Origin of the sequence: Cryobacterium glaciale (genome assembly GCF_004402535.1) — a bacterium.
Taxonomy (GTDB): Bacteria; Actinomycetota; Actinomycetes; order Actinomycetales; family Microbacteriaceae; genus Cryobacterium; species Cryobacterium glaciale.
Map to the genome: position 1 here is coordinate 1 of NZ_SOEY01000023.1, position 25,322 is coordinate 25,322.

The 25,322-nt window shown below is 68.4% G+C and carries 23 protein-coding genes; 16 read left to right on the plus strand and 7 right to left on the minus strand.

Annotated features, from left to right (window positions below; translation table 11 throughout):
• Window positions 1-943, minus strand: a 943-nt coding sequence (locus tag E3O06_RS11170) for a DNA topoisomerase IB (RefSeq protein WP_134503469.1), incomplete at its 3' end; no start/stop codon positions are given.
• Between the two features lie 315 nt (window positions 944-1,258).
• On the opposite strand from E3O06_RS11170, the gene E3O06_RS11175 reads away from it, so the two are divergent.
• The 7 genes from E3O06_RS11175 (at window position 1,259) to E3O06_RS11205 (ending at window position 9,666) form a co-directional block, all read left to right on the plus strand.
• Window positions 1,259-2,449 carry an Rv2578c family radical SAM protein gene (locus tag E3O06_RS11175; protein WP_241980110.1) on the plus strand — a complete coding sequence of 397 codons (1,191 nt, stop codon included), beginning with the start codon at window positions 1,259-1,261 and terminating at the stop codon, window positions 2,447-2,449.
• A 187-nt stretch (window positions 2,450-2,636) separates the two neighbouring features.
• The gene (locus E3O06_RS11180) at window positions 2,637-3,839 is read left to right on the plus strand and encodes a sensor histidine kinase (protein WP_134503470.1); all 1,203 of its coding nucleotides are present in this window, start codon (window positions 2,637-2,639) and stop codon (window positions 3,837-3,839) included.
• Window positions 3,836-5,260: a hypothetical protein gene (locus tag E3O06_RS11185; RefSeq protein WP_134503471.1), complete on the plus strand. Its 1,425-nt coding sequence runs from the start codon at window positions 3,836-3,838 to the stop codon at window positions 5,258-5,260. Before E3O06_RS11180 ends, E3O06_RS11185 begins: the two co-directional genes overlap by 4 nt.
• Window positions 5,260-5,889: a thymidine kinase gene (locus tag E3O06_RS11190; RefSeq protein ID WP_134503472.1), complete on the plus strand. Its 630-nt coding sequence runs from the start codon at window positions 5,260-5,262 to the stop codon at window positions 5,887-5,889. The genes E3O06_RS11185 and E3O06_RS11190 overlap by 1 nt, the downstream gene beginning before the upstream one ends.
• Before the next feature lie 135 nt (window positions 5,890-6,024).
• Window positions 6,025-6,678 carry a response regulator transcription factor gene (locus E3O06_RS11195; protein ID WP_134503473.1) on the plus strand — a complete coding sequence of 218 codons (654 nt, stop codon included), beginning with the start codon at window positions 6,025-6,027 and terminating at the stop codon, window positions 6,676-6,678.
• Entirely contained in the window at window positions 6,678-8,978 is a 2,301-nt protein-coding gene (locus E3O06_RS11200; RefSeq protein ID WP_134503474.1) for a sensor histidine kinase, read from the plus strand. The genes E3O06_RS11195 and E3O06_RS11200 overlap by 1 nt, the downstream gene beginning before the upstream one ends.
• Window positions 8,979-9,120: 142 nt before the next feature.
• Window positions 9,121-9,666, plus strand: coding sequence for a sortase (locus E3O06_RS11205; protein ID WP_134503475.1), 546 nt, complete (start codon window positions 9,121-9,123; stop codon window positions 9,664-9,666).
• Window positions 9,667-9,720: 54 nt separating this feature from the next.
• On the opposite strand, the gene E3O06_RS11210 is transcribed toward E3O06_RS11205, so the two are convergent.
• Together E3O06_RS11210 and E3O06_RS11215 are read right to left on the minus strand one after the other, a co-directional pair.
• Window positions 9,721-10,026, minus strand: a complete 306-nt coding sequence (locus E3O06_RS11210; RefSeq protein WP_134503476.1) for a DUF7882 family protein — start codon at window positions 10,024-10,026, stop codon at window positions 9,721-9,723.
• Window positions 10,027-10,186: 160 nt separating this feature from the next.
• On the minus strand, window positions 10,187-10,888 hold the full coding sequence (locus E3O06_RS11215) for a CPBP family intramembrane glutamic endopeptidase (RefSeq protein ID WP_166788189.1): 702 nt from the start codon (window positions 10,886-10,888) through the stop codon (window positions 10,187-10,189).
• 123 nt (window positions 10,889-11,011) lie between these two features.
• On the opposite strand from E3O06_RS11215, the gene E3O06_RS11220 reads away from it, so the two are divergent.
• The 7 genes from E3O06_RS11220 (at window position 11,012) to E3O06_RS11250 (ending at window position 19,285) form a co-directional block, all read left to right on the plus strand.
• Complete coding sequence (locus tag E3O06_RS11220; protein ID WP_134503478.1) at window positions 11,012-12,484, plus strand: tyrosine-protein kinase domain-containing protein; 1,473 nt, start codon at window positions 11,012-11,014, stop codon at window positions 12,482-12,484.
• Window positions 12,485-12,575: 91 nt separating this feature from the next.
• Window positions 12,576-14,414 (plus strand): DUF4012 domain-containing protein, encoded by a 1,839-nt coding sequence (locus E3O06_RS11225; RefSeq protein ID WP_134503479.1) that lies wholly within the window; start codon window positions 12,576-12,578, stop codon window positions 14,412-14,414.
• Between the two features lie 79 nt (window positions 14,415-14,493).
• Entirely contained in the window at window positions 14,494-15,933 is a 1,440-nt protein-coding gene (locus tag E3O06_RS11230) for a tyrosine-protein kinase domain-containing protein (RefSeq protein WP_134503480.1), read from the plus strand.
• Entirely contained in the window at window positions 15,930-16,727 is a 798-nt protein-coding gene (locus E3O06_RS11235; protein ID WP_134503481.1) for an arsenate reductase/protein-tyrosine-phosphatase family protein, read from the plus strand. The genes E3O06_RS11230 and E3O06_RS11235 overlap by 4 nt, the downstream gene beginning before the upstream one ends.
• Window positions 16,724-17,797, plus strand: a complete 1,074-nt coding sequence (locus tag E3O06_RS17585; RefSeq protein ID WP_166788190.1) for a hypothetical protein — start codon at window positions 16,724-16,726, stop codon at window positions 17,795-17,797. The genes E3O06_RS11235 and E3O06_RS17585 overlap by 4 nt, the downstream gene beginning before the upstream one ends.
• Window positions 17,798-18,243: 446 nt before the next feature.
• Window positions 18,244-18,564 (plus strand): hypothetical protein, encoded by a 321-nt coding sequence (locus tag E3O06_RS11245; protein ID WP_134503483.1) that lies wholly within the window; start codon window positions 18,244-18,246, stop codon window positions 18,562-18,564.
• A 49-nt stretch (window positions 18,565-18,613) separates the two neighbouring features.
• The gene (locus E3O06_RS11250; RefSeq protein ID WP_241980111.1) at window positions 18,614-19,285 is read left to right on the plus strand and encodes a nucleoside/nucleotide kinase family protein; all 672 of its coding nucleotides are present in this window, start codon (window positions 18,614-18,616) and stop codon (window positions 19,283-19,285) included.
• Between the two features lie 201 nt (window positions 19,286-19,486).
• Here the strand turns inward: E3O06_RS11250 and E3O06_RS11255 are convergent, their stop codons facing one another.
• On the minus strand, window positions 19,487-20,233 hold the full coding sequence (locus tag E3O06_RS11255; RefSeq protein WP_134503484.1) for a gamma-glutamyl-gamma-aminobutyrate hydrolase family protein: 747 nt from the start codon (window positions 20,231-20,233) through the stop codon (window positions 19,487-19,489).
• 14 nt (window positions 20,234-20,247) lie between these two features.
• On the minus strand, window positions 20,248-21,615 hold the full coding sequence (locus tag E3O06_RS11260) for an NAD-dependent succinate-semialdehyde dehydrogenase (protein WP_241980112.1): 1,368 nt from the start codon (window positions 21,613-21,615) through the stop codon (window positions 20,248-20,250).
• Between the two features lie 85 nt (window positions 21,616-21,700).
• Between E3O06_RS11260 and E3O06_RS11265 the strand changes: the two genes are divergently transcribed.
• Both E3O06_RS11265 and E3O06_RS11270 read left to right on the plus strand, forming a co-directional pair.
• Window positions 21,701-22,462, plus strand: coding sequence for a FadR/GntR family transcriptional regulator (locus tag E3O06_RS11265; protein WP_134503486.1), 762 nt, complete (start codon window positions 21,701-21,703; stop codon window positions 22,460-22,462).
• A gap of 2 nt (window positions 22,463-22,464) precedes the next feature.
• Window positions 22,465-23,181, plus strand: a complete 717-nt coding sequence (locus tag E3O06_RS11270; RefSeq protein WP_134503487.1) for a cache domain-containing protein — start codon at window positions 22,465-22,467, stop codon at window positions 23,179-23,181.
• Window positions 23,182-23,194: 13 nt separating this feature from the next.
• On the opposite strand, the gene E3O06_RS11275 is transcribed toward E3O06_RS11270, so the two are convergent.
• Window positions 23,195-23,890, minus strand: coding sequence for an ABC transporter substrate-binding protein (locus tag E3O06_RS11275; RefSeq protein WP_134503488.1), 696 nt, complete (start codon window positions 23,888-23,890; stop codon window positions 23,195-23,197).
• Window positions 23,887-25,293 (minus strand): glutamine synthetase family protein, encoded by a 1,407-nt coding sequence (locus E3O06_RS11280; protein WP_134503489.1) that lies wholly within the window; start codon window positions 25,291-25,293, stop codon window positions 23,887-23,889. The genes E3O06_RS11275 and E3O06_RS11280 overlap by 4 nt, the downstream gene beginning before the upstream one ends.
• Window positions 25,294-25,322: the final 29 nt, after the last annotated feature.

Here is a 25,322-nt window from a genome sequence, read left to right on the forward strand (position 1 = left end):
CTGCGCGCGGCGGCCGGGCAGTGGATGTGGCCGGTGCCGCCGGCGCCGCGGCCGCGTTCGCCGAGCCCGCTCCACGAGCCGATGCTGCCGTGCCCGCCGAGCCAGCCCCGCCCGCTGCCGCCCTGCCCGCCGACGCAATGTCAGTGGCCGACTCCGTGCTCGACTTCAGACTCTGCGCGAAGCTCTGTGCCAGGCTCTGTGCGGCAGCTGCCGTGCCCCGCAGGGTGCGAAAGTCCTTCGCGGTGAACTCGCCGCCGGTGCGTTCCCTGATGAAATCGTTGATGTCCGACGCCGATACGACGCCCTCGACATCGCCCAACATCCAGGACAGCAGGGGTGCGGCCGGGCGTTCGCGCAGGCGAGCGCGCAGGTAGGTCGCGAGGTCGGCATCCGTTATGACGCCTTGAAATTGTTGCCCACTCTTGGCCGGAAAATCCAACCGCACCACGTCACCGCGCACCGTGACGTGGGAGCAGAGCAGGGTGGAGAGGCCGTGGCTGCCGTAGGCGTCGGCGTAACGCTCGCTGCCGATGCGCAGGGAGGCGAGGTCGAGCATGCGAAACGCCGCGGCGAGGGCCCGGGTCCGCGGCGGGCCGTCGCTGCGCAGCTCGCGGGTGACCTGGCCACGCACCCGCGGCAGCGATTCCGCGAGCTGCAGTGCGCGTTCGAACTTGAGGCGGTCCTTCTGTTCGCGCCAGGCCGGGTGGTAGATGTACTGGCGGCGCCCGGCGGCATCGAGGCCGATCGCCTGGATATGCCCGGTGGGGTGCGGGCAGATCCAGACGTCGGTCCACGCCGGCGGAATCGCGAGCGCCGCGAATCGCTCCCGCAGCTCCTTCTCGGTGACTGTCTCCCCGGCCGGATCGCGATAGTTGAATCCCCGGCCCGCCCGCCGGCGGCTGTATCCCGGCCGGGTCGGGTCGCTGCGTCGCAGCCGGGTCATGCCGGTACCGTCTGTGCTCGCATGCCGGCACAGTACTGCGAATCGCTCGTGAGCGGATGCCGCGCCGTGGGTTCCCGCAGCACGCGCCTCGCGTTCATGAGGTCGCGCCCCCTGAGAAGGTGTGCCCTCAGCCCGAACACCCGCCGCGAGCGAAATCCCCTCGCGGCACGTGTTGGGGATGCGCGCACGTGTTCAAACCAGTGCCAACCTCTCAAAGTCGGGCCGCGAGGCCGCAGGGCGGCCCCGGCATCCGCTTTGGTGCGGGTTTTTCTCGCGACACTTGCATTTCACTCGTACTTGTGTTCGACTTGATGTATGCGGTGGAGCTCACAGGAACTACAGACTGAGCAGATCGGGGCCCTGCCCGGTCTGGCCCGCCTGAACAACCTCGTGCGCAGTGTGCAGACGCCCGAGTTCGCCGGAATCACGTTCCACGAGATCCTGTGCAAGTCCGCGCTCAACCATGTGCCCGGGCAGAGCGCGCTGCCGTTCGGGTACACGATCAACCCCTACCGTGGCTGCTCACACGCCTGCACCTACTGCTTCGCACGCCCGACCCACCAGTATCTCGACCTCGACGCCGGCAAAGACTTCGACAGCGAGATCATCGTCAAGGTCAACGTGGCCGAGGTCCTGAGAAAAGAACTCGCGAAACCCACCTGGGGGCGGCATCCGGTGGCACTCGGCACCAATACCGACCCGTACCAGCGTGCGGAGGGACGCTACCAGCTCATGCCCGGCATCATCGCAGCGCTCGCCGACAGCGGCACGCCCATCTCCATCCTCACCAAGGGCACCCTGCTGCGGCGCGATCTCGACCTGCTGGTCGAGGCGAACGAGCACGTTCCGGTCGACCTCGCCATGTCCATCGCAATTTATAACGACGAACTGCAGCAGTCGGTCGAGCCCGGAACCCCCAGCACCAAGGCGCGCCTCGCCACGGTGACCGCGGTACGCGAACGAGGTTTGGACTGCGGCGTCTTTCTCATGCCTATTCTGCCCTTTCTCACCGACACCCGCGCCCACCTCGACGAGGCCTTGCGGCAGGCCAAGGCGGCCGGCGCCACGAGCGTGCTCTACTCTGGCCTCAACCTCAAGCCCGCCGTCAAGGACTGGTACCTGGGATGGCTTTCCCGTGAACACCCCGAGCTCGTCGGCCGCTACCAGGAGCTTTACGCTCGCGGACAGTACGCCCCCAAGGAGTACCGCACCTGGCTTGCGGCCCGCATCCGGCCGCTCATTCGTGCGCACGGCCTCGAGCGTGGCGTGGTCGACCCCGCGACCGGAGGCATCCGCTCGAGCGCTCTCCCGACGTCCCCCGAGCGGATGCCCGCCGCCCGCACTACGCCCACCTTTGCCCCCACCCGTTCACCGGGCCCGGGCCCGGAAACCGGGCCCATGCTAGATCGTGGGCCCGCTTCCCCAACGTGGGCCCAGCCCGCTGCGGCACCCCGATCGCTGATCGCCGCCGAGCTTCCCCCCGAGCTGAATCCCACTCTGTTCTGACTCCTTGTGCTTTCCGGGCCCGGGCCCGGAAACTGGGTCCAGGTTAGATCATGGGCCCGCTTGCCGAAGGTGGGCCCGGCGCCTGCCCAGGGCTCAACCTGCGAGCGGATGCCCACACGCCCGTGCGCGCGCCCCAACTCCACCAAACCCACACCCACCCCAATGGCATACTTATCTGGGGGGGAAAATGTCTCTAGGGTTACCCGGCCACCTGGTCCAGCTGACGCTCGCGCGCGCCCTCGCGCGGGCCGCGCACTGGTTTGCGCTGACCTGCCTCATGGCGGGGGCCGTGTCGGTCTCCATCCTCAGCCTGAGCCGCCCCGAACTCTGGATCACCGTCCTGGCCGTCGTGGCTATGGGCGCCCTGCTCGTGCTCTTCACCCGGCACCGTCGCATCGGGTTCGCAGCGGCCTATCTGGTCGTGGGAACACTCGGCATCTACGTCTTCACCCGGGCCGTGCTCGACGTTCCCGACGTATTCCCCGCATCGAATATGTTCCTCGTCGCCCTGCCGAAGATGGCACTCGTCATGGTGGGCGGTGCCGGATCCACCGCCCTCGCCGGCGTACTCTGGAGCACCGCGGCCTTCCTGCTCGCCGAGGCCGCCGCGCTCGTCGCCATACTCGGCACCGCGGTGCCCTACCGGCCCGACCTGTTCACCCTCTCGACCTACCTCGTGCTCGTGGGCGTCATGGTGCTCGCCGGAATCGACCGCCGCCTGAGCAACGCCGCCCAGCCGGCCATCCACCGCGCCGTGCAGGATGGCGCCAACCGGCAGCTGCGCGACGCCCTCGACACCCGCGCGATCGCCCTGCTCAACGATACGACCGTCGCCCAGCTCGTGGCGCTGTCCCTCGCCGAACCCGGCGCCCTCTCGCCGGAACTCCAGGCGAGCCTCCGGCACACCCTGACCACCCTGCACGACACCAACTGGCTCACCGACATCGACGCCCGCGGCAACACCGGCCCTCAACCCACAGTGAGCACAGCCTGGCTCTCCAGCGCCGTCTGCACCGCCATCGAACGGGCCCGTGACCGTGGGCTGAAAATCGACGTCACTGGCGACCGCGACGCACTCGCCCGCCTCGACGCCGGCAGCGACCGCGACGTAGGCCTCGCCGTGCAGCAGTGTCTGGTCAACGTCATCCTCCACGCCGGAATCGCCGCCGCTGAGGTCGCCATCGAGGAGGACCTGACCACGATTTCCCTCCGTATAACGGATGCCGGCCGCGGCTTCACCGAGTCCGAATCCGCTTCCGACCGCCTCGGCCTACGGCAGTCCGTGCGGCGCCGCATCGAACAGCTCGGCGGATCCGTGGTGATCTGGAGCCGCCCCGGCGCGGGAACGAGCGTGCGCCTGACCGTGCCCGCCGCCCAGAAGAACTCATGACCCGCGCGACCCCCACGCCGAGACGGCCGCGCGCGCCGGCATCCGCTTCGCAGCAGCGCCTCGACCCGATCGGCGGCCTCGCAGCCTGGCCCCTCGCCCCGGTCGTGGCCCTCATCGTCGTGACCTATGCCGTCGTCGCCACCCTCAACCGCCAGCACGAGATCCAGATCAAAGAGCTCGCCGCGTCCGCCGTCGCCGTGCTGATCATCGCGGCCGCCGTGCTCGTCTGGTCGGCCCGGCCCGATCTGGCCCCCTTCACCCGCACCCGCGCCGTCGTGATCGTGGCGCTCGGCCTCGTGGCGCACCTGCTTGCGGCGGCGAGCACCTGGCAGTTCAACGGCATGATCCAGGACGACTACGCCCCGATCGGCCTCGGCCTGCTGCTGCTCGCCCTCGCGCCGTTCCGGCCCTGGAAAGAGATTCTCGTGCTCGGCGTCGCTGCGGCCGTCACCGTCGGCATCACCGCCCTGGCGCAATCACCGTTCCTCGGCATCCAGACCCCGCCCGTGCTGTTCGCGATCATCGCCATGATCCAGGTGCTCGCCCCCACCCTCGCCGCCGCCGCGTATTCACGCCAGGTCGTCAATTCCATCCACCGCTGGCAAATGGATGCCCGTCGCGCCATCCGCGCGCGCACCGAGGCCAGTCGCGGCCTCCTCGCTACCGAAGTGGTCGACCATCGCCTCAAGAACCTCGGGGCCGATGTGCTGCCCTTTCTGGCCGACGTCCTCGAGCGGGAAACCCTGACAGCCGCCGACGTCAAACGTGCGCGCTCGCTCGCCTTCCAGGTGCGTCGGGTGCTCGTCGCCGAAGTCGACCACACCTGGCTCGACGACCTCATCGACCGCGAACGCGCAGTCCTCACCACGCGCGGCCTCAACCCGCTCTGCGTCATCGCCGACCCCGAGCGACGCGCGACCGGTTTCGACTCCGACCAGCGCGCCGCCGTCGGCGCCCTGATCGTGGCCCTCTGCCGCCTCACAGGCTTCGACCCCACGAGCCTGGTCGTGCAGATCGACGGATCCGGCGCCGCCCCCGCCGACACCGACCAGATCACCCAGGCCTTCGGCCAGCGCGGCGCCCAACCCACCCCGGCCACCGACACGACAACCATGGCCATCGTCACCGCCGCGCAGACGCAGGCGGCCGCGCAAGCCAGGGCCCAGGCCCGTGCGCAGGCCCAAGTGCACGCCGCCACCAAACCGCGAACCCCCACCGCCGACTCCCCCAGTGCCGCCCCGAGGGACACGATCACCATCCAGGTCGGCCTCTCGCTGCCGCCGTTCCAGCGGCGTCGGGCACTGCGCCCCTACCTCAGCGTGCTGCGGGCCGTGTTCACCCGGGTGCGCGTGACCAGCCGGCATCCGCTGCTCACGCTAGAATTTGACGCTGAACGCTTCCCGACCAAAGGCACTCGATAATGGCCAAACTGTACTTTCGATACGGCGCCATGAACAGCGGCAAAAGCACGTCTATGCTGCAAGCGGCATATAACTATGAGGAACGCGGCCACCACGTGCTGCTCGCCAAACCGTCCGTCGACACCAAGGGCGACCGCGGCATCCTGTCCCGACTCGGCGTCACCCGAGCCGTCGATTATCTGCTCACCCCCGAAACGGATGCCTACGCCGCGTTCCAGCAGCACCGCGCGCAGGTCCTGCACCGGTTCGGCCGCGATGTCAGTGCCCTGCTGCTCGACGAAGCCCAGTTTCTGACCGCTTCCCAGGTCGACGATCTGCTGCGTATCGCCATTCTCGAGAACGTTCCCGTGTTGGCCTACGGCATTCGCACGGACTTCCAGACCGTCGCCTTTCCCGGCAGCCGCCGCCTGCTCGAGGTGTCGCACAGCCTCGAAGAGCTCAAGACCATCTGCCGCTGCGGACGCAAAGCCGTCTTCAACGGGCGCAAGATCGGCGGCGACTACGTCTTCGACGGTGACCAGGTGGCCATCGACGGCGAAGAGGTCACCTACGAGTCGCTGTGCGGCAGCTGCTACCTCGAAGAGAGCCACGGCGTGCTCAACAACCGCAGTCGGCCGGCACCGGCGTAGTCGGCGGTCCGGCATCTCCCGGGTGTACCCTCCCTCACCCTAAAGAACAGAATGCCAGCCACCAATTCTGCTGGCCTTTCGGGCCCGGCCAGACGGGGGCCCGGCACCGATGCCGCGGAGCATTAGGGTAAACCCATGTACCGCTATCGCGTGGCCCTCATCGACGATCATGAGATCGTCGCGCGCGGATTCGCCGAGTTGTTCTCTACGATCCCCGAAATCGACGTCGCCGCCACGGTCGCCACCGTCTCCGAACTGCTCGAGGTCACGCCGCACGCCACCCGCATCGACCTCGTCATCCTCGACCTGCGCCTGTCCGACGGGTCGACGGTCACGAGCAATGTCGACCGTCTCCGCGCCCGCGGTGCGACCGTGCTCGCCTTCACCGGGGGAGACGATGCCCAGCTCATGCGTGCGGCAGCCCGCGCCGGCGTGCTCGGTGTCGTGCGCAAATCCGAACCCACCGCGGTGTTGCTCGACGCCATCACCCGGGCCGCCCGCGGCGAAACCATCGCCTCCACCGACTGGGCCGCCGCCCTCGACGGAGACCCCGACCTCGCCGACGCCGGGCTCAGCCCGCGGGAACGCGAGGTGCTCTCGCTCTACGCGGCCGGCGCGAAAGCACCCCTCGTCGCCTCCCGCACCGCGCTCTCCGAGGCCACTGTCATCGACTACATCCGCCGCGTGCGCTCCAAGTACGAGCGCGTCGGCCGCCCGGCCAACACCAAAATCGACCTGTACAAGCGTGCACTGGAAGACGGCATTCTGCCCATTCCCGGCCACTCCTGATGTCGCAGCGCGGCTTAGAGACCGCCCGCGACGACGTCTCGGCCACCGAACGCCTCATCCGCATGCTCTACCTCGGAGTCGGCGCCACGGCACTGATCTTCGGCGCACTCTCGCTCGATACGTTCCTGCGACAGGTTTACCCCACCTTCCCGCTCGCCTCCGTCGGCGTCTGGATCTTCATTGTGGGGTTGCCGGCGGCGCTCGGTTTTCTCTCCCACGTGGCGCCCCTGCGGATGTTGCGGCGAATCGCTGTCGCCGAAGCCGCTGGGTTTCCGGTCGTTCTCGGGTTCTGGTTGATCATGCGGTTCGATCCGCTGCCGGAAGGCGACGACGTGCCGTGGGTGCTCATGCTCTCGGGAATCCCGACGGTCACCATCGCCATCTTCGCCAGTCCGTGGACCGCACGCATCTATGCCGTACTCGCCTCCATCGCCAGCGGCATCATCCGCGCGGCGACCTCGGCCGAACCCCAGCCCCTGCTCGTCGGGTTGCAGGACGCCCTGTACATGCTTCTGCTGTCGAGCGTTTTGGTGGGACTGACCCTGACCATCCGGAGCAGCGCCGCCCGGGTCGACTCGGAGGAGCACGTTCGGCGGGCCGCCGAAGCCGAACAGGCCGCCCGCGCTGCTCGGCGCGCTGAACGGCGCATCATCAACGCCCTCGTGCACGACAGCGTGCTCTCTACCCTGCTGATGGCGGGCCTGAATCGGGCCTCGCCCATCGTCGTCGGGCGCCAGGCGCGGTCGACGCTCGACCAGCTCGACGCCCTCGGCACGCAGGCCTGGCCAACCGTCGTCAGCGGGACGGACTTCGCCGACCGGCTGCGCCAGCAGTGCGAGCAGCTGGCCGCGCACGTACACGTGCACGTCATGATCCTGCAGAACGACCTCAAGTCGATCCCCGCCCCGGTCATGCTCGCGCTGCTCGGCGCCGCCGGCGAGGCACTCCGCAACTCCGTCGCCGCCGCCGGGGTCGGCCACCCGCACAGGGTGCATCGTCGGGTCACCCTCAGCACCGACCAGGGCACGATCCACCTCGCCGTCACCGACGACGGCGTGGGCTTCGACCCGGCCACGGTTCCCGACCACCGCTTGGGAATTGCCGAGAGCGTCGTCGGCCGCATGGAACGCCTCGCCGGCGGCAGCGCCATCATCACGAGCCGACCCGGGCACGGAACCTCGGTCGACCTGTTCTGGGTTCGGCCGGCGGTCAGCACCGAGCCGACCACTGCCGCCGTGACCACAGCGACCTCACTCGCCCAGATCCCAGGGACCGCGTCGCGCCCACTATCATTCTCAGCGTCCCTCGGCCTGTCAGTGCACATGGCCCGGGGCGTCGTCGTGCTCTTCATCGTCGTGCATGCGGTGCTCGCGGCCGCCAACTCCGATCGCGTCACACCGATGCCGCTGGGCATCTTTGCCTTCCTGGTGCTCTCGACCGCAGCGATCCTGGTCACCGGTGACGCCGCCGACCCGATGCCGCTCAGCCGCACGGTGGGGGTTCTGCTGCTCACCACAGTCGCCGGTGGGCTCATGTACTTTCACATTCCGGGCGGGAACATCGGCCCCTTCGCCCACTGGCACCTGGGTGCCATCACGCTCCTGCTCGTCGTGCTGGTCGCCCGCGGACGCACCGCCTGGGCCTGGGCGGGTTACGCCATGATGACGGTGGTATCCGTCTTCTGGGCCCTGCAGATCGGGCACACCGTCGGCGATGGTCTGGTTTTGGTGAGCCGCCACGCCGGCACCCTCCTGGCCGGAACCCTGTTCGCCGTCGGCCTGCGGCATTCCTCCCGCAACCTCGACGACCTGTATCGCGACCGGTCCAGGCGCGAGACCTTCGTGGCCCAGACCGGTGCGACCGCCTCCGAACGTCAGGCACAGGTCGCCCGTCTGAACGCCATGGCTCGGCCCTCGCTGGAACGTCTCACCCGCACCGATGCGGTGACCGATCGTCAGCGGGACGAATTCCTGCTGGTTGAAGCGAGCCTGCGGGACGCCATCCGGGCGCGCTGCCTGTTCGTCGAACCCATCATCGGGTCGACCTGGGCGGCACGATCCCGCGGCGTGCAGGTCGTGCTGCTCGACGACAGCGGCGACCGGCCGCCGGCATCCGTTGTGCGCACGGCGGCGATCATCGGCGCTGAGCTCGACCGCCTCACCCAGGGCCGGCTCACGGTGCGGGTGCTCCCACCCGGGCGCCCTGAGTTCGCCACGATCATGGTTGAGACCACCGTGAACGAGGCCACCGAGAGTCGTCTGCTGCTCATCGCGCGCGACGGCACCGCGCGGGAGGCCTAGACCTATCGTTACCCCCAATACGGGGCACATTGCGGGTTGGCGCGCGAAAAAGGATTATGTATCGCCACGAGGAAGCCGCTAGCCTGACAGCAACCTAGGTATTTCACGAGGATCTGCCGGGAAATCACTACGGGGGACCTCGATGTTCAAGAAAACGCTCGCTACAGTGGCACTCGCCGTCATGGCGACTTTCGCGTTCGCGCCGGCCGCGAATGCCGCCGGGTATGTGCCTGATGATCTCGTCACCCAGGAAGAAGCCCCGGTCGCCGGTGAGACCACCGTCATCGCCTTCGCCGAAGGCGCCTTCGCCGGCAACGAATTCGTCGACTTCACCGTGACCGGCTCGCACGAGGCCACCCTCTCGGTCATCAAGACCGCCGTTGACTCCACCCTGCGCAAGCAGGCCTCCGGCGGCGCAGTGTCCGTCAACATCGTCCTGCACCCGGACGCCTTCGGCACCTACACCCTCACCGGTGTCGGCGCCGACTCCGGCCTGATCGGTATCGCCTCCGCGACCATCGTGCCCGCCGACGCGGGTGCCGCGACCGGCGACAGCGCCTCTGGCCTGTCCGCCACCGGCTACAACGTTCCCGTGCTCGTGATCTGGGGCGCCGGCGGACTGCTCGCGCTCGGTGTCGCACTCGTGCTCGTGCGCCTCTCGATCCGCCGCCAGCAACTGGCCAAGTAACTCTCGAACAACCTGCGCGACGGGACCGGTCTTCGGACGGGTCCCGTCGCCGTGTTAAAGCCGCTCGGCTGGTTCGGCGACGACCTGCAACCCGGTCGCGGAGTTCGCCGAGAGCGACAACGCTTCGATCCAGTCCCGGTTGAGCGTCGGTACCTTGCCGCCGAAGTACTTAAAAGCCAGTGAGATGCCCGGGTGCACCCAGACCGTGCTGCGGCCGCCGCCGGTGAGCGGGTCGTCCCGCCAGGAGAAATAGAACGATTCGCCGCGGCGCAACTTGGCACCGATCACCAGCTGGATATGGGCCAGCACGCGGTCGTCGAAGTCTGCCGTCAGGTTGGAATCGTAGGTGAGCTTGCCCATGATCTGGCCCTTATCGTTCGGGGCGTCGAACAGCGGACGGGCCGTGTGCCGGCAGCCCGAGTTCGCACCTAACGAGATTGTGCTGTAGATCCTAGTGAACGCCCCACCCAAATGGCTCTCCGGGTTAGGGATATAGCAGCCCCAAAACGGGGCACCCGAGCTACAGCGCCGGCACTATCACGAGCGCATTGAACACGACGTGCGCCACGATCGCCGCACCGATACGCCCGGTCAGCATCGAAGCGGATGCCGCAGCCAGGCCGAACAGCAGGGTCCCGGCCCCGACGACCACCGCCTCCACCGGCGACCCGGCCGACACGACGTGCAGCAACGCGAAGCTCAGGCCGCTCACGCCGATCGCAACGCCCGTGGCCGCGCGGCCCGGCGTCGCCGCGAGCACCGAGCGCAACACGAGGCCGCGAAAGAACAGCTCCTCGACCAGCGGCGCGATCAGCACGGGGGCAAGCAGCGTCCCGAACAGCCACCACGGGTCGTAGCTCGGCGGGCCCAGGGTGACGCCGCCCACCGATCCGACCTGCCCGTAGCCGACGATTTCGAGCACGGTCGCCACGGTGCGGCCCAGCAGGCCGATCGCGAGCCCCCAGACCAGGTCGATCGGGCGAAAGCGCAGGCCGAAGTCGCGGCGCAGCGATCCGGAGCCGTGCCACCGGCTGGCGATCAGGGCGGCAGCCCCCAGCGGCAGCCAGACCACGGCATAGCCGACCAGCTCACGTGCGCCGTCGAATGCAGTGCCGTCGAGAGCAGCGGGCCAGGAAGCGACCAGGAGCAGGCCGAGCACGGCGAGGGTTGCGCCCGCCGCGGCATCCGCTCGCCGCAGGTCCCGACCGGTTGAAATCGTCACCAGTCCAAACTACCGGCCTTGATCTACCCCAAATGGGCATTTTGTGTCCCCCGGGGTGGGTACCCTCAGAATGGGCACAGTCTGCGCACAGAAGAAAACCCAGGAAAGAAAGTAGTAGTACGAGTGGAACTCCGTGATTACCTCCGCATCCTGCGCACCAGCTGGGTGCTCATCGTTCTGCTCTGCCTGGCCGGCGTCGGTGCGGCGTCGGCCTATTCGCTCGCGGTGACCGCACAGTTCAGCGCGACGGCCCGGGTGATCGTCTCCACCCAGGGCAGCGGTTCCACGGCCGATCTGGCCCAGGGCAGCAGCTTCACTGTGGCCAGGGTGAAGACCTACTCCGAGCTGGCCAGCACGCCGATCGTACTGTTGCCCGTCATCGCGAGCCTCAAACTCGGCGGCTCGCCCGAGGCCCTCGCGAGCCGGGTGAGCGCATCCGCTCCCCTCGGCACCTCCATCATCGACATCACCGTGATCGACACCGACCCCACCCGGGCCGCCGACATCGCCAACGCCGTCTCGCAGCAACTCTCGAGCGTCGTCGAAGAGATCGAAACCCCCGACCTTGAGGGGGCCGCTTCCCCGGTCAGGCTCTCCCCGGCCCAGGAGGCCACGGTGCCGCTCACGCCCGAAAGCCCCAATGTTGCGCTCAATATCGCGCTCGGCGCCCTGGTCGGACTGGCCCTCGGCGTCGGCATCGCCGTGCTGCGGCACACGCTGAACACCCGCATTCGCACCGAGCGTGACGTGCAGCAGCTCTCTGACCTGCCCATCCTCGGCGGCATCGTGTTCGACAAGAAGTCCGCCGAGCGGCCGCTCGTCATGCACGACGACCCGCGCAGCCCGCGCGCCGAGTCGTTTCGAACCCTGCGCACCAACCTCCAGTACCTCGACGTCGGCCGCGTCGACCGCGGATTCGTCATCACCTCGTCCATTCAGAGCGAGGGAAAGAGTACGACCGGCGCCAACCTCGCCATTGCGCTGGCGGATGCCGGTGCTCGCGTTCTGCTCGTCGACGCCGACCTGCGCCGCCCCAAGGTCGCCGACTATATGGGCATCGAAGGCGCGGTCGGCCTCACCGACGTGCTCATCGGGCGGGCCGAACTCGACGACGTCATTCAACCGTGGGGCCGCGGTGCGCTGTTCGTGCTACCGGCCGGGCAGGAGCCGCCGAACCCGAGCGAGCTGCTCGGATCCACCCGCATGAGCGCCCTCGTCGCCGACTTCAATGCGGCGTTCGACGTGGTGCTCTACGACTCACCCCCGCTGCTGCCGGTAACGGATGCCGCCATCCTCGCCACTGCGGTCGGCGGCACGATCGTCGTGGTCGCCGCCGGTCGCACCCACCGGGGCCAGCTCACCGGGGCCCTCGCCGCCCTGCGCCAGGTCGGAGCCCACGTCTCCGGCCTCGTGCTCACGATGCTGCCGACCTCCGGCCCCGACGCCGTCGGCTCCGGCTACGGAGGGTATGGCTACGGCGGCTACGGCTACGCCCAGGACTCCAGCTCTGGCGGCCACGCCCCGGCCGTCCCCGTGGAAGCGCCGGCCAGCGTTCCGGCCGCGGCCCGCTCGCGCGGAATCCGAGCCCGCCGGTAGCCCGCCGGCCGCATGCAAGGCGCAAGCGGGCCGCCGCGCCCGGCCCCGCGTGCCAACCGGCCAGCCGCGCCGGTTCTGCTTGAATAAGCGCATGGCCTCCGCTCACTCCGCCCCCGCCACGCCCGCCTCAGCCACGCCCGCCCCAGCCCCGCCCGAACGTCGCAAGCCGGCGCGTGCCCGCACCGTCGTCGGGCTCGTCGTACTCGGACTGCTCGCTGTCGTGCTGTTCGTCGTGGCCTGGGTCGGAATCCGCGGCCTGCAGGCGCAGGACGCCCTCGAGAGCGCCCTGCCGCTCGCCGCGCAATTGCAGGAGCAGGTGCTCGCGGGGGAGACCGCCGCCGGTTCCGCCACCGACACGGCCGCCGCGCTCGCCGACTACGCCGACACCGCCCGCGACCGCACGAGCGACCCGATCTGGCGCGCGGTCGAAGCCCTGCCGGGGGTCGGCCCCAACCTCGTGGCCGTGCGAGAGCTCGCCGCCGTCGTCGACGACGTAGCCACTGACGCCATCACCCCGCTTGCGACGCTCGCGGGAAAGCTCAGCCTCGACGACTTCAAACCGGTCGACGGCCAGCTCGCCCTGCAGCCGCTGCTCGACGCCCAACAGCCGGTGCAGCAGGCGAGCAGCACGCTCAGCCGGGCCGCCTTCGACGTCACCGCGATCGACACGAGCGCGGTGCTCGAACCGGTGCGCCGCGCCGTGAACCGCCTGCAGAAGCAGACCATTGACATTGCCGGCACCCTCGACATCATGGATCGGGCCATCACCCTGCTGCCCGCCATGCTCGGCGCCGACGGGCCGCGCAACTACATCCTGCTGTTCCAGAACCCGGCCGAACTGCGCTCGACCGGCGGAATCTCCGGCGCGCTCGCGCTGCTCCACACCGAGAACGGCGCGATTAGTCTCACCCAGCAGGCCAGTTCCGCATCGTTTCGCCACCACGACGAACCGGTGCTGCCGCTGAGCGACGACATCCGCTCGATCTATGGCGACATCACCGGCGAATACATCCAGAACATCAACCTCACCCCCGATTTCGCCGAAACCGGTGCGCTCGCCCGCGAGATGTGGCGCATCGAGTTCGGCGTCGAGGCCGACGGGGTGCTCTCGGTCGACCCGGTCACGCTCAGCTACCTGCTGCAGGCGACCGGCCCGATCACCCTCGCCACCGGCGACGAACTCACCGCCGACAACGCCGTGAACCTGCTGCTGAGCGAGGTGTACGCCCGCTATGACGACCCCGCCCAGCAGGATGCCTTCTTCGCCGCGGCCGCCGGCGCCGTGTTCGACGCCGTGAAGAGCGGCCGGGCCGACCCGGCCACGCTCATCGACGCCCTCACCCAGGCCGGACGCGAGTACCGCGTACTCATCAACAGCGCCAGGGACGACGAGCAGGCGGTACTCGCCGACACGACCCTCGCAGGCGGTCGGCCGCTCAGTTCCGACGCGGTACAGACCTTCGGCCTGTATCTCAACGACGCCACCGGCGCCAAAATGGACGTCTACCTCGACGTGCAGACCGCCGTCGGCCAGTCCGTCTGCCGTTTGGACAAGCGCCCCCAGTTCGCGGTGCAAGTGACCATGACCAACACCGCCCCAGCGGATGCCGCCGCCACGCTTCCGCCCTATGTCACCGGCGGCGGCGCATTCGGCATCGCACTCGGCAACGTGAACACCAAGGTCTCCGCCTATGGCGTTCCTGGCATGCTCAACGACGGTGTGTCCCGGGACGGGGTGGCCGTTCCGTACCATCCGGCCGCTGATTCCGGGTATCCGGTAAGCAGCATCGCCATCGACCTCGCCCCGGGGGAGTCCACGGTGCTGCGGTTCGACTGGCTCGGCGCCGAGCCCTTCAACGGTGCGTTAGAGGTGCGCAGCACCCCGCTGATCAGCCTGAACGAGACCCAGACGCTGCCCATGACCTGCTGACGTCCGCTCCCGATGTGTGGGAAGCTACACCCGGGGAACCCCCACCCGGGGTAGACGGCAACATCGGAAAGGCGCTCTCATGGAACTGCGCGACTACATTCGCATCCTGCGCAAAGGATGGGTGCTGATTGCGGCGCTGACACTCGTGGCGGTGGGGGCGGCATCCGCTTTCTCGATTCTGCAGACGCCCGCGTACAGTGCGACCGCGATGGTCGTTGTGTCCATGCAGTCGACCGGCACCACGAGCGACATGGTGCAGGGCAACAACTTCACCGTGGCGCGGGTCAAGACCTATGCTGAGCTGGCCAAGACGCCCGTCGTGCTGCTGCCGGTCATTGAAAACGTCAAGCTCGATCTCACCGCCGCGCAGCTCGCACCTCATATCGTGGCGTCGGCGCAGCTTGACACCTCGATCATCGACATCACCGTCACCGACACCGATCCGGCGCGGGCCGCGGAGATTGCCAACGAGGTCTCCGACAGCCTCGCCGCGTACGTGCCGGAACTCGAACGCAGCGCTGACGCCGACGCCGTCGACACGGTCAAGGTCATGCGCGTGCAGGTCGCGACCGTGCCGACGCGGCCGGTCAGCCCCAACGTTCCCCTCAACATTGCGCTCGGAGCCCTCGTGGGCCTCGCCCTCGGGGTAGGCCTCGCGGTGCTGCGGGAGACCCTCGACACCCGCATTCGCACCCTGCGCGACGTCGCACAGGTCAGTGACCTGCCGGTGCTCGGCGGCATCGTCTTCGACCCGAAGGCCCCCGATCGGCCGCTCATCGTGCACGTCGACCCGCGCAGCCAGCGCGCCGAGTCGTTTCGCACGCTGCGCACCAACCTGCAGTTTCTCGACGTGGGCCGGGCCGACCGTTCGTTCGTGGTCACCTCGTCCATCGGCAGCGAGGGCAAAAGCACCACGAGCGCGAATCTGTGCATCGCGCTGGCGGATGCTGGCGCCCGCGTTCTGCTCGTCGACGCCGACCTGCGACGACCCAAGGTCGCTGAATACATGGGCATCGAGGGCGCCGTCGGCCTGACCGACGTGCTGATCGGCCGGGCCGAGCTCAGCGACGTGATTCAGCCGTGGGGCAAGAGCCAGCTCTACGTTCTGCCGGCCGGACACATTCCGCCGAACCCGAGCGAGCTGCTCGGATCCGCCGGCATGAGCCACCTCATCGCCGAGTTCAACCGCACCTTCGACGTGGTCATCTTCGACTCGCCGCCGCTGCTTCCGGTAACGGATGCCGCGATCCTTGCGAAGAACGTCGGCGGCGCCATCGTCATCGTGGCCGCCGGGCGCACCCACAAGAACCAGCTGGCCGGCGCCATCCATGCGCTACGCAGCGTCGAAGCCCCGATCTCGGGCATCGTCGTGACCATGATGCCCACCCGCGGACCGGACTCCTACGGTTACAGCCAGTACGGCTACGGCCAGTACGGCTACGGCAACACCTACGGCAGCGAGCCCGCCGCGCCCCTCGATCCTGCGCCGCTTCCGCGCCGAGCCCGGGCCACGTCGTGACCGAACCGGGCGGTGCTTCCTCCAGGGCTGTCGCTTCGGCTTCCCGCCGGCCTGCGTTGGCGCCGTCCGCGGCATCCGCTTCGCCAACGGGCCTGTCGGTGCCGCACATTCTGATCGTCTGCACGGGAAACATCTGCCGGTCGCCGCTGGCGGAGCAGGTGCTGCGAGCCAGGCTGCTCGCGGCCGGGTCCGGTGTGACCGTCGCGAGCGCTGGAACCCAGGCCGTGGTCGGTGGCGCGATGACGCCCGAGGCCGCCGCCCTCGCCTTGAAGCTGGGCTCCGCCTCCACCGTCCACACGCCGCGCCAGCTCACCGCGGACATGCTGGCGCAGGCGGATCTCGTGCTGACTGCGACTCGCGATCACCGTCGCGACGTCGTCACCCTGTTTCCCAAGGCCACCCGCTACACCTTCACCCTGAACCAGTTCGCCCGTCTCGTGGACGCCGCCGCCGAGTCTGCCGCCCTCGCCGCCAGCCCCTCCGCCCCCTCCACTTCTGCACCGGGCCCGGGCCCGGAAACCGGGCCCACGATAGATCATGGGCCCGGTTCCGTAACATGGGCCCGGGCAGCGGATGCCCCCGCGGCCCAGCCGGCGGCATCCGCGTTCGCAGCCTTCGTCGCCTCCATCGCCGCCACCCGCGGACTCCAGCCCTCGCCCACCCCTCCGACCCGGGATGACATCGACGACCCGTACCGCCAGAACGCGTCCGTCTACTCCCGCGTCGCGGCCATCATTGACGACTCGGTGACCACCGTCGCCGCGGCGATCTCGACCGCCCTGGCTGCGCGATGAAGGGCCGCAAGCGTTCGCGCGCCCCGCGTGACGGTTCGCGCCGCCGCATCTGGGCTTACGTCGCGATCGCGGTGTTCCTCATCCTCGACGCCTTCCTCGTAATGGCCGCTCTCAACGCGAACCGGGCGGACGCCGAAACCGCACCCGTCGCGGCCGCCGAGGTCTCCGCAACCCCAACCGCAACCCCAACCGCAACCCCAACCCCGACTCCCGCGCCCCGCCCGACCGTCGCGGCAACTGTCACGGTCGGCCCCGTGCCGGCCACACGCATCCTCTCGGCGGTGTCGTCGACCGTCGCCTGGCGGGCCGTCACCGGCATCTGCCCCGACCCGCTCGCCGACCCCGAGGTCAGCACCGATGCCGGCGCGACCTGGACCACGACCGACGCCCACACGCCCACCCAGGTGACGGCGCTGCAGAGCATCGACCCGACCAACGGTTCGGTCGCCGAGCTGCTCGGATTCGCCCAGACCGACTGCTCAGCCCAGGTCGTGCGCACCTTCGTGGGCGGCGACAACTACTCCTCCGCCGACGATGAACTCGACACCGCCTGGTACGTCGACCCGGCCTCACGTGCCGAGGTGCACGGCCCCGACGGCCTTCAGCCCGCGCCCTGCGACTCGGTCGTCGCCGTCGCGCCCGGTCGCGACACCGATGCCGCCGCCGTTCTCTGCGCTGACGCCCGCGTCTTCACCACAGCGGATGCCGCCGCCTCCTGGTCAGCGCCGCTGACCGTTCCCGGGGCGCTCACCCTCACGGCGACGTCCGGCGGCTACCTGGCACTCGCCGCCGGAGCGGCGCCCGCCGCAGCCGAGCCGACCGCCACCCCGGCTGCCACCGCGACGCCGGCCACCTGCCTCGGTCTGAGCGTCATCAACCTCAGTGTCGACTTCGCCGACCCGGCTGGCGCCCCGACGGCCGCAGCCACCGGATGCTACGTCACCGCCGCAGCGCCCGCCGAGCTGGCCGGAAACATCGCGGTCGCGTCGGCCGCCGCCGATGACACCCTCTGGCTCTGGATCGGCGACGCCACCCTGCGCTCGACCGACGCCGGCCAAACCTGGCTCTAGTCGCCCCCGCCGCGTCGGCGCGTGGCCGCGGAGCCCCGCCGCCCGGGTACCTGCGGGTGCGACCCGCGCCCGCGCATCCGTCGCCGTGTACGTAACGCCGGTAAATTTGCGACACGCCGAGCTGTGGGGCCCCAATCCACGGCGTGTCGCGAAATCTACCGGCATTGCGTGCAGCGACGGCTCGATCCGCGCACGTTTCGCGCCCGCGAGGCCCCCGCCCTGCGCGGCCCCGCAAGGCCGCGCGCCGCCCGCGCCGCCCGCGCGGCCCCGCGACTCCGTGCAAAGCTGCGGAGATTCTCGCCCGTAGACCCCGAATCGCCCAGTTTCACCGTCCCACAGACGCAGCCTCCGCACTTACGCACGGCACCGGCGAGTACGAGACGGCGAATATTCCACAGAACCGCCAATCCCCGACGCGCAAACGCCCTCGGGACTAGTCTCAGCCCATGGACGATAACGTCTCCTGGCTTTTCCAGAAGAAAGACGTGCATCAGCCGCGCCTCTGCCCGCAGTGCGGCGACCCCATGGAAGTCACCTGGCATGGCGCGAGGTATGACTACGGATGCGCGAACCTCGCCTGCACGCAGCTCTACTTCGGCCCCCCGTTTTCCGAGGCCGAGCTGGCCAGCACCGTTCCGGCCGAGGCACGTACGCCCAATTGCCCCCGTTGTCTCATGCCCATGCAGCTTGCCCCGGACGGTAACGGCTGGCAGTTCGCCTGCCAGCAAAGCGGATGCGACGGCACCTGGCCCCCCACCACCCCCTGACCCAGCCCCCACCGTCACCACGCACCCCCCGCCCCGCCTAAGTCGACACATGCCCGAAACCGACCCCGCGCCCACTGCCCCTCCGGCATCCGCGCAACTCACCGAACTCGCCCGCCGGGTCATCGATCTAATGCCCGAGCACGGTCGCATCCTGGTCGGAAACGCCGGTAGCCCCGGCGCCGGCAAGTCCACCCTCGCGATGACCGTCGCAGCGAAGGTTAACGAACTGCTCGGCAGCCCCGCGATCGCCGTGCACCTCCCCATGGACGGTTTCCACCTCGCCAACGCCACCCTCGACCGCCTCGGCCGGCACGACCGCAAGGGGGCCGTCGACACTTCGACGGTTGGGGATTCATCGCCCATCTCCGCCGCCTCCTCACCGAAGACGACCACACCGTCTACGCGCCGAGCTTCAATCGCAGCGTCGACGAGGGCATCGCCGCCGAGATCGCCGTGCTGCCGCGCCACCGAGTGGTCATCGTCGAGGGAAACTATCTGCTCGCCGGCACTGAACCCTGGGTGCAGATCGCGAGCCTCCTCACCGACAGCTGGTTCTGCGAGACCAGCGAAGCGGAGCGCCTCCGCCGCCTGGTCGACCGGCACGAGCGCCATGGACGCCCCCGCCGCCGCCCTCGCTTGGGCCGAGTCCGTCGACGGCCAGAACGCCCTCCTCATCGAGGCCACGCGCCCCCGTGCGACCCTGACCATCTCGGGCCAGTAGTAGCGCACCCAAAGCGGATGCCCGCCGCTGGTGAAGACCCCGCCCCCGCGCCGCCTGTGATCTCGATCGGCGAGTTTCCGCTGGTCGAGGCGCGAGGTACGAGCGATCGAGACCCGCGCGCCGCCTGTGATCTCGATCGCTCGCAGGCTCGTGCCTCGATCGACGTTTCCGCTGGTCGAGGCGCGAGGAACGAGACCCCACCTACGCGACAGACCGCTCCGCCGCGACCGCGACCGTGGCGCGGATGAACGCGTCAAACAGACCGCTCCCGCCGCCCGACAGGTTCTCCTCCGGGTGCCACTGAACGCCGAGCACGAACCGTGAGCCGGCCAGCTCCACCGCCTCGATCACGCCGTCGGGCGCGGATGCACTCGCAATCAACCCTCGTCCCAGACGCTGCACGGCCTGGTGGTGGTGCGACGTGATCGTCAGGTCCTCCGTGCCCACCGCGCGCGCGAGCCGCGTACCGGCAACGGGCCGAACCGTGTGGCTCGTGAACGTACCGACCACGTCCCGGTGCGGAGTCATGTCCAGTCGATCGCCCAGATGCTGCTCGAGCGTGCCGCCGAGCGCCACGTTGAGAATCTGCATGCCCCGGCAGACGCCATAGACCGGCACGCCGCGTTCGACCGCCCGACGGGCGAGAGCGACTTCCAAATCATCGCGAATGCGCAGCGGCGGGTCGTTCTCGGCGTGCGGCTGCTGATCGTACAGTTCCGGGTCCAGGTCGGCCCCGCCCGGCAACAGCAGCCCGTCGATCGCGTCCAACAGCCGATCCACGTTCGCGAGATTCACCGCGGTGCTCGGGATCAGAATCGGCGAACCGCCCGCCTCAGAGATCGCAGCAACGTACGAGTGGTTGATCGCATCGTGCTGCACGGCAATCCACGGCCCGGTGGTGACGGCCTTGCGGTCGGCCACCAGCCCAATAATTGGTGTCAGTGTCATCTGAAAGGCTCCGTTCACGGTGTGCGAATAAGTTTCTTGTTCACGAACTCGTCCAGGGCGAACCGTCCGAGCTCACGCCCGACGCCGGAGCGTTTGGTGCCGCCGAACGGAAGATCCACGTGCGAATCCGTGTTCTCGTTGATGAAGACCATGCCAACGTCCAGGGCGTCGGCGACCGCGTGAGCAGCGTCGACGTCGGACGCGAAGACGGCCGATCCCAGCCCAAACGATGAGGTATTGGCAAGGGCGATCGCCTCCGCAGCGTCGGCGACCTTGTAGATCACTCCGACCGGCCCGAACAATTCCTCGCCGAATGCGCGCATCTGTGGGGTGACACCGGTCAAAACGGATGCCGCCATGAACGATCCCCGGTCGCCCACCCGGTGCCCGCCCGTGTGCAGCACGGCGCCCTGGTCGGTCGCGTCCCGAACCTGAGCGACCAACTCGGTCACCCCGGCGAGTGACGACAGCGGCCCGAACCGGGTCGCCATCTGCTGCGGATCGCCAGGGACCATCTTGGAGACCCGGCTGGTGAAGCCGGCCACGAAGTCGTCGTAGTGCTTGTCGATCACGATGAAACGTTTGGCGGCCGTGCAGGCCTGCCCCGCGTTGCTCATGCGGCCCGAAACGGCCGCGTCGATCGTGGCCTCGAGATCGTCGACCTCCAGCACGATGAACGGGTCGCTGCCGCCCAGCTCGAGCACGAACTTCTTCAGTGACCGGCCGGCCGCTTCGGCCACGGCCATCCCGGCCCGTTCGCTGCCGGTCAGGGAGACTCCCCGCACGCGGGGGTCGGCGATGATGCTCTCGACATCATTGCTCTGGGCGAAGAGGTTGATGTAGGCGTCTTCCGGCAGCCCGGCCTCGCGAAAGATTTCTTCCTGAACGAGCGCGGCCTGCGGGCAGTTGCTGGCATGTTTGAGCAGGATCGTGTTTCCAAGCAGCAGGTTGGGCGCGGCGAAACGGGCCACCTGGTAGTAGGGATAGTTCCACGGCATCACGCCCAGCAGCACGCCGAGCGGGGTGGACCGCACCACGGCGGAACCGCCGCGGGCCGGTTTCAGGTCTTCGTCGCCGATGAGTGCGGGCCCCAGCGTGGCGTAGTACTCATAGATATCGGCGACGAGGCCGACCTCGCCCATGCCCTGGCGCACCGGCTTACCCATTTCCGTGGCGATGATGCGGGCCAGTTCCTCTGTGCGGGCACGGTAAATCTGCGCCACTCGCAGCAAAATAGCCGCCCGCTCCGACACCGCTATTGCTCGCCAGCTGGTGAATTCCGTATCGGCGCGACCAATTGCCGCGTCGATCTCCTGAGGTGTCAGGCTGGCAAACTCTCGCTCCACGAGGCCGGTCACCGGGTTGGTCGTTTTATAAGACACGTTGTTCTCCATTCTGGGGGAGCGGCACGAGGCCGCCCCCGGTTTTTGCCGATAGCGTTGTGAAACACGATATGAAAGAGCGACGATGACGGAGCTGAATGGGATCAGGGCGTACGTTTTTCGCCCGCTCCCCGATATGTTGCGCGCCGACGCCATCACGCAACGTCTCACCACGGCGATCGCCCTCGGCCTCATCCGTCAGGGGGAGCAGCTGCCCGTGGAAAATCAGCTGACGGTCATGTTCGGTGCCGCCAGCGCCACGGTTCGCGACGCCCTGCAGACCCTGCGGGAGAGCGGCATCATCGCCACCCGACGAGGCCGAAGCGGTGGCACGTTCGTCGTCGGCACCCCGATCTTCGACACCGAGTCGCTGCACGCCCGGCTCCAGGACCTCTCGATGGCCGAATTGCGCGATCTGGGCGACGAGCTCGCCGCCGTCGCGGTGGCGACGATCCGACTGGCGCATGAGCGTGCGGTCGCTCATGACTTTCCCCGATTGATCATGTTGGCGCAGTCCATCTCGACGGCCGAAGACCTCGCGGCCTGCAGCCGCGCCGACAGCCGCTTCCACATTGAACTGGCCGTCCTGGCCCAGTCGGAGCGCCTGATGCGCAGCGAGCTTCGCCTGCAGAGCGAAACCGTCGAACTGTTGTGGTCGGCGCAGTCGGTGGAGCCTGACCGCATTTTCGCCATGTCGGAGCATGTTGCCATTGCCGAGGCGCTGCGCACCGAAGACGTGCATCGGGCCGAAACGCTGGCTGTTCAGCACGTGCACCGCAACATCTACCGAATGATTGAGGCCAAGATGACCCTGACCTATCCCAGCGACGACGCGAATCACGGATGACCATGGTCACGACCGCAGGCCAGGCCGCGGTTCAGATTGCGGCCTGGTTTGACGGCGTCTTCGGTGAACTCGATGAGCTGAGCACCCGCATCAGTTCGACCCTGCTGGAGGCGCGTGGTGCGCGGTCGCGCTTCACCGAGGCCGATTTGAAACCGGTGAAACTCATCACGGCGGGTTTCCTGGCCCGTCAGAGCGTCGTCGCAGCGGCCGGCGTCATTCTGGCCCCTGGCACGGTCGACCCCAACCGCGGAACGATCGAGTGGTGGCGCCATGACGAGCAGGGCATCACCGGCAAGGTCGTGTTCAACCTGACTCCGCAGACCGGGTCGTTCTACGACTTCGCCACCCTGCCCTGGTTCGACAACGCGGTGAAGAACGCCAATCGCACCCTGACCGGACCGTATGTGGACTTCGGCGGGCTCGATCAATACATCATGACCATGACCGTGCCGCTCGAACTCGGCGCCGACGTGATCGGCATGGTCGGCTGCGATATCGATGTGCGTGCCATCGAGACCGTCATCGTGCCTATCCTGCGTCGCATCCCGGGCGATGCCGCCCTGCTCAGCGCCGACCAGCATGTGATCCTGGGCAACTCCGGGCGTTTCCTGGTGGGAAATCGGGTGCGCAGCACCCCCACAGACGGCGGCCTCATTCCGGTGGATTCCGCGTTTTTGGGGCTCAGCCTGGTCTGCGCGCAACACACCGACTACCGCTGACGTCGCACGCATCTCACGCCAAGGCAAAGGGGAGGTCGGGCATCCACTTGTGCCAGATCTCCTGCAAACGGCCGTCGGCGATGAGAGTGGTCAACGCCCGGTCGATGTCAGCTCGCAGGGTGTGGTTGGAATGCGCCAGTCCCACGCCCCAGCGGTTGGCAGTGGGGGAGGTGAAGGCTACGTCGAAGTCCGGGTCAGCGCCGAGCGGAACGGTCACCACGTCGTCATCGACGAACGCGTCGATCGTTCCCGCACGCAGCGCGGCGATCATGTCGCCGAACACGTCGTCGCTCGCGCCGAACTCCACCGGGATGATGCCGGCAAAGGTGTGGGCCAGGGCGAGGTTCGTGCTGTTCGCGATGGCTCCCACCCGGTAGCCGGCCAGATCATCCGGCCCCCGCGCCGGGTCGCCCGCGCGCACCAGCACCGACTCGTTAAAGATCGCGTAGGGCTGGGTGAAGGTCACCTCGCGGGCGCGCTGTTCGGTCATGCCCTGCCCGCACCAAACGGCGTCGGCGTCGCCCGACTGCACGAGCGGAATCATGTTCTCCCAGGCGGTGAACACCCAGTGCAGGTCGAGGCCGAGTTCGGTCGCCACCAGCTGCGCCACCTCGGGCTCGTAGCCGGTGCGCTGCACACCGTCGGGGCTCAGATCGAATAGGGGGGCAGCAGCCGAGTCGATGCAGGCCAGTCGCAGAGCCGCGCTCACGGCAGGGTCTCCCAGTACATTGCGCGCTCCCAGTCCGTGACGACGCCCGAGAAGCGGGCCCACTCGTCTTCCTTGAGTTGAATGAAGATGTCGTGGTAGTCCGCCGGCAGGGCGGTCGACATCAGGTCGCTCAGCTGAAAGCTCTTGATGGCGTCACCCAGGTTGAGGGGCAGCTCGGTGAAGGTGACGGCGGTTCCGGGTTCGCCGAGGGGGGCCCCGGGGTCGATCCGCCGATTGATGCCATCTTCCATCGCCGCGATGAGCGCCGTGTGCGACAGGTACGGGTTGACGCTCGCGTCGGGCAGGCGGTATTCCATGCGCCCGATCGAGGAGATGCGAATCATGCTGGCCCGGCTGTCGAGTCCCCAGGTCGCCACGCTCGGCGCAAACTGTCCGGCATCCCAGAATCGTTTGTAGGAATTCACCGTTGGCGCCATGATGGCGGTCGTCGACGCGGCATGGGTGAGCATGCCGCCCACGGCGTGCCGGCCGATCTCGCTGAGGTGCAGGTCGGTGTTGCCCGGCTCGATCAGCACATTCACGTCGCCCTGCCACAGGCTCAGGTTGTGGTGGCAGCCGTTGCCCATCTGGCCGGTGGCCGGCTTGGGCATGAAGCTCGCCGTCACGCCCTCTTCCCTGGCCACCTGCTTGCAGATCTGGCGGTAGGTGACCAGCCGGTCCGAGGTGAGTTCGACGCGGTCGTACATCCAGTTCAGTTCGAGCTGGCCGTCGTCTTCATAGTCGCCCTCGATCATGTCGAGGCCGAAGGCCTGGGCGTAGGGCACGAGTTTCTTGTAGATCGGGCGCATCCGCTCCAGGTTTTCCACCTGGTAGGCGGGGCTGGCCCCTTCCTTCTTGATCACGTCGAGACCCGGGCCGACCCAGCTCATCTCCGGCTCGCATCCCGAACGCACCTCGAGACCGGTGCGGGCGGTGAATTCGGCGTGCGCCCGCATCAGCAGCCCGCGGGAGTCGGTGGCGAGCGGCTGCCCGCCCACCTCGGGTAGGTGCGGCGGCTCGTAGGCGCGGCAGAACATGCGCGCCACGGAGGTGTCCCACGGCAGCACCACGAAGGTCTCCGGGTCGGGCAGCCCCACCATCTCGCGGGCGGCGATTCCTCCGCCGATGAGGTTGCCGAAACGGTCCGACTGCAGGTCGGCGACCGCGGTGCGGTGCAGCGCGATGCCCTTCGACAGGTTGCGGCGCAGGTGCCGAGCCGGCACCATCTTCGCCACCACCTTCGCGCCGATGGTGGGCAGCATGTAGTAGATGTACTCCACCCCCGCGGCGGCGATGCGCTGCTCCAGGTCGGCGACGATCCCCGGTTCCATGTTGGCCTCACGATGCCGGGCGAAAGCCTCCCGGTCGGTCAGTGCCGACGTGATCATAGTTTCAAACGTCATTGTTCTCTCTTTTCGGGTGGGGGATGAAC

Coding starts and splice junctions, on each gene's coding strand:
- E3O06_RS11175 (WP_241980110.1), top strand. CDS start 1,259: ATGCGGTGGAGCTCACAGGAACTACAGACTGAGCAGATCGGGGCCCTG.
- E3O06_RS11180 (WP_134503470.1), top strand. CDS start 2,637: ATGTCTCTAGGGTTACCCGGCCACCTGGTCCAGCTGACGCTCGCGCGC.
- E3O06_RS11185 (WP_134503471.1), top strand. CDS start 3,836: ATGACCCGCGCGACCCCCACGCCGAGACGGCCGCGCGCGCCGGCATCC.
- E3O06_RS11190 (WP_134503472.1), top strand. CDS start 5,260: ATGGCCAAACTGTACTTTCGATACGGCGCCATGAACAGCGGCAAAAGC.
- E3O06_RS11195 (WP_134503473.1), top strand. CDS start 6,025: ATGTACCGCTATCGCGTGGCCCTCATCGACGATCATGAGATCGTCGCG.
- E3O06_RS11200 (WP_134503474.1), top strand. CDS start 6,678: ATGTCGCAGCGCGGCTTAGAGACCGCCCGCGACGACGTCTCGGCCACC.
- E3O06_RS11205 (WP_134503475.1), top strand. CDS start 9,121: ATGTTCAAGAAAACGCTCGCTACAGTGGCACTCGCCGTCATGGCGACT.
- E3O06_RS11210 (WP_134503476.1), bottom strand. CDS start 10,026: ATGGGCAAGCTCACCTACGATTCCAACCTGACGGCAGACTTCGACGAC.
- E3O06_RS11225 (WP_134503479.1), top strand. CDS start 12,576: ATGGCCTCCGCTCACTCCGCCCCCGCCACGCCCGCCTCAGCCACGCCC.
- E3O06_RS11230 (WP_134503480.1), top strand. CDS start 14,494: ATGGAACTGCGCGACTACATTCGCATCCTGCGCAAAGGATGGGTGCTG.
- E3O06_RS17585 (WP_166788190.1), top strand. CDS start 16,724: ATGAAGGGCCGCAAGCGTTCGCGCGCCCCGCGTGACGGTTCGCGCCGC.
- E3O06_RS11245 (WP_134503483.1), top strand. CDS start 18,244: ATGGACGATAACGTCTCCTGGCTTTTCCAGAAGAAAGACGTGCATCAG.
- E3O06_RS11250 (WP_241980111.1), top strand. CDS start 18,614: ATGCCCGAAACCGACCCCGCGCCCACTGCCCCTCCGGCATCCGCGCAA.
- E3O06_RS11255 (WP_134503484.1), bottom strand. CDS start 20,233: ATGACACTGACACCAATTATTGGGCTGGTGGCCGACCGCAAGGCCGTC.
- E3O06_RS11265 (WP_134503486.1), top strand. CDS start 21,701: ATGACGGAGCTGAATGGGATCAGGGCGTACGTTTTTCGCCCGCTCCCC.
- E3O06_RS11270 (WP_134503487.1), top strand. CDS start 22,465: ATGGTCACGACCGCAGGCCAGGCCGCGGTTCAGATTGCGGCCTGGTTT.
- E3O06_RS11280 (WP_134503489.1), bottom strand. CDS start 25,293: ATGACGTTTGAAACTATGATCACGTCGGCACTGACCGACCGGGAGGCT.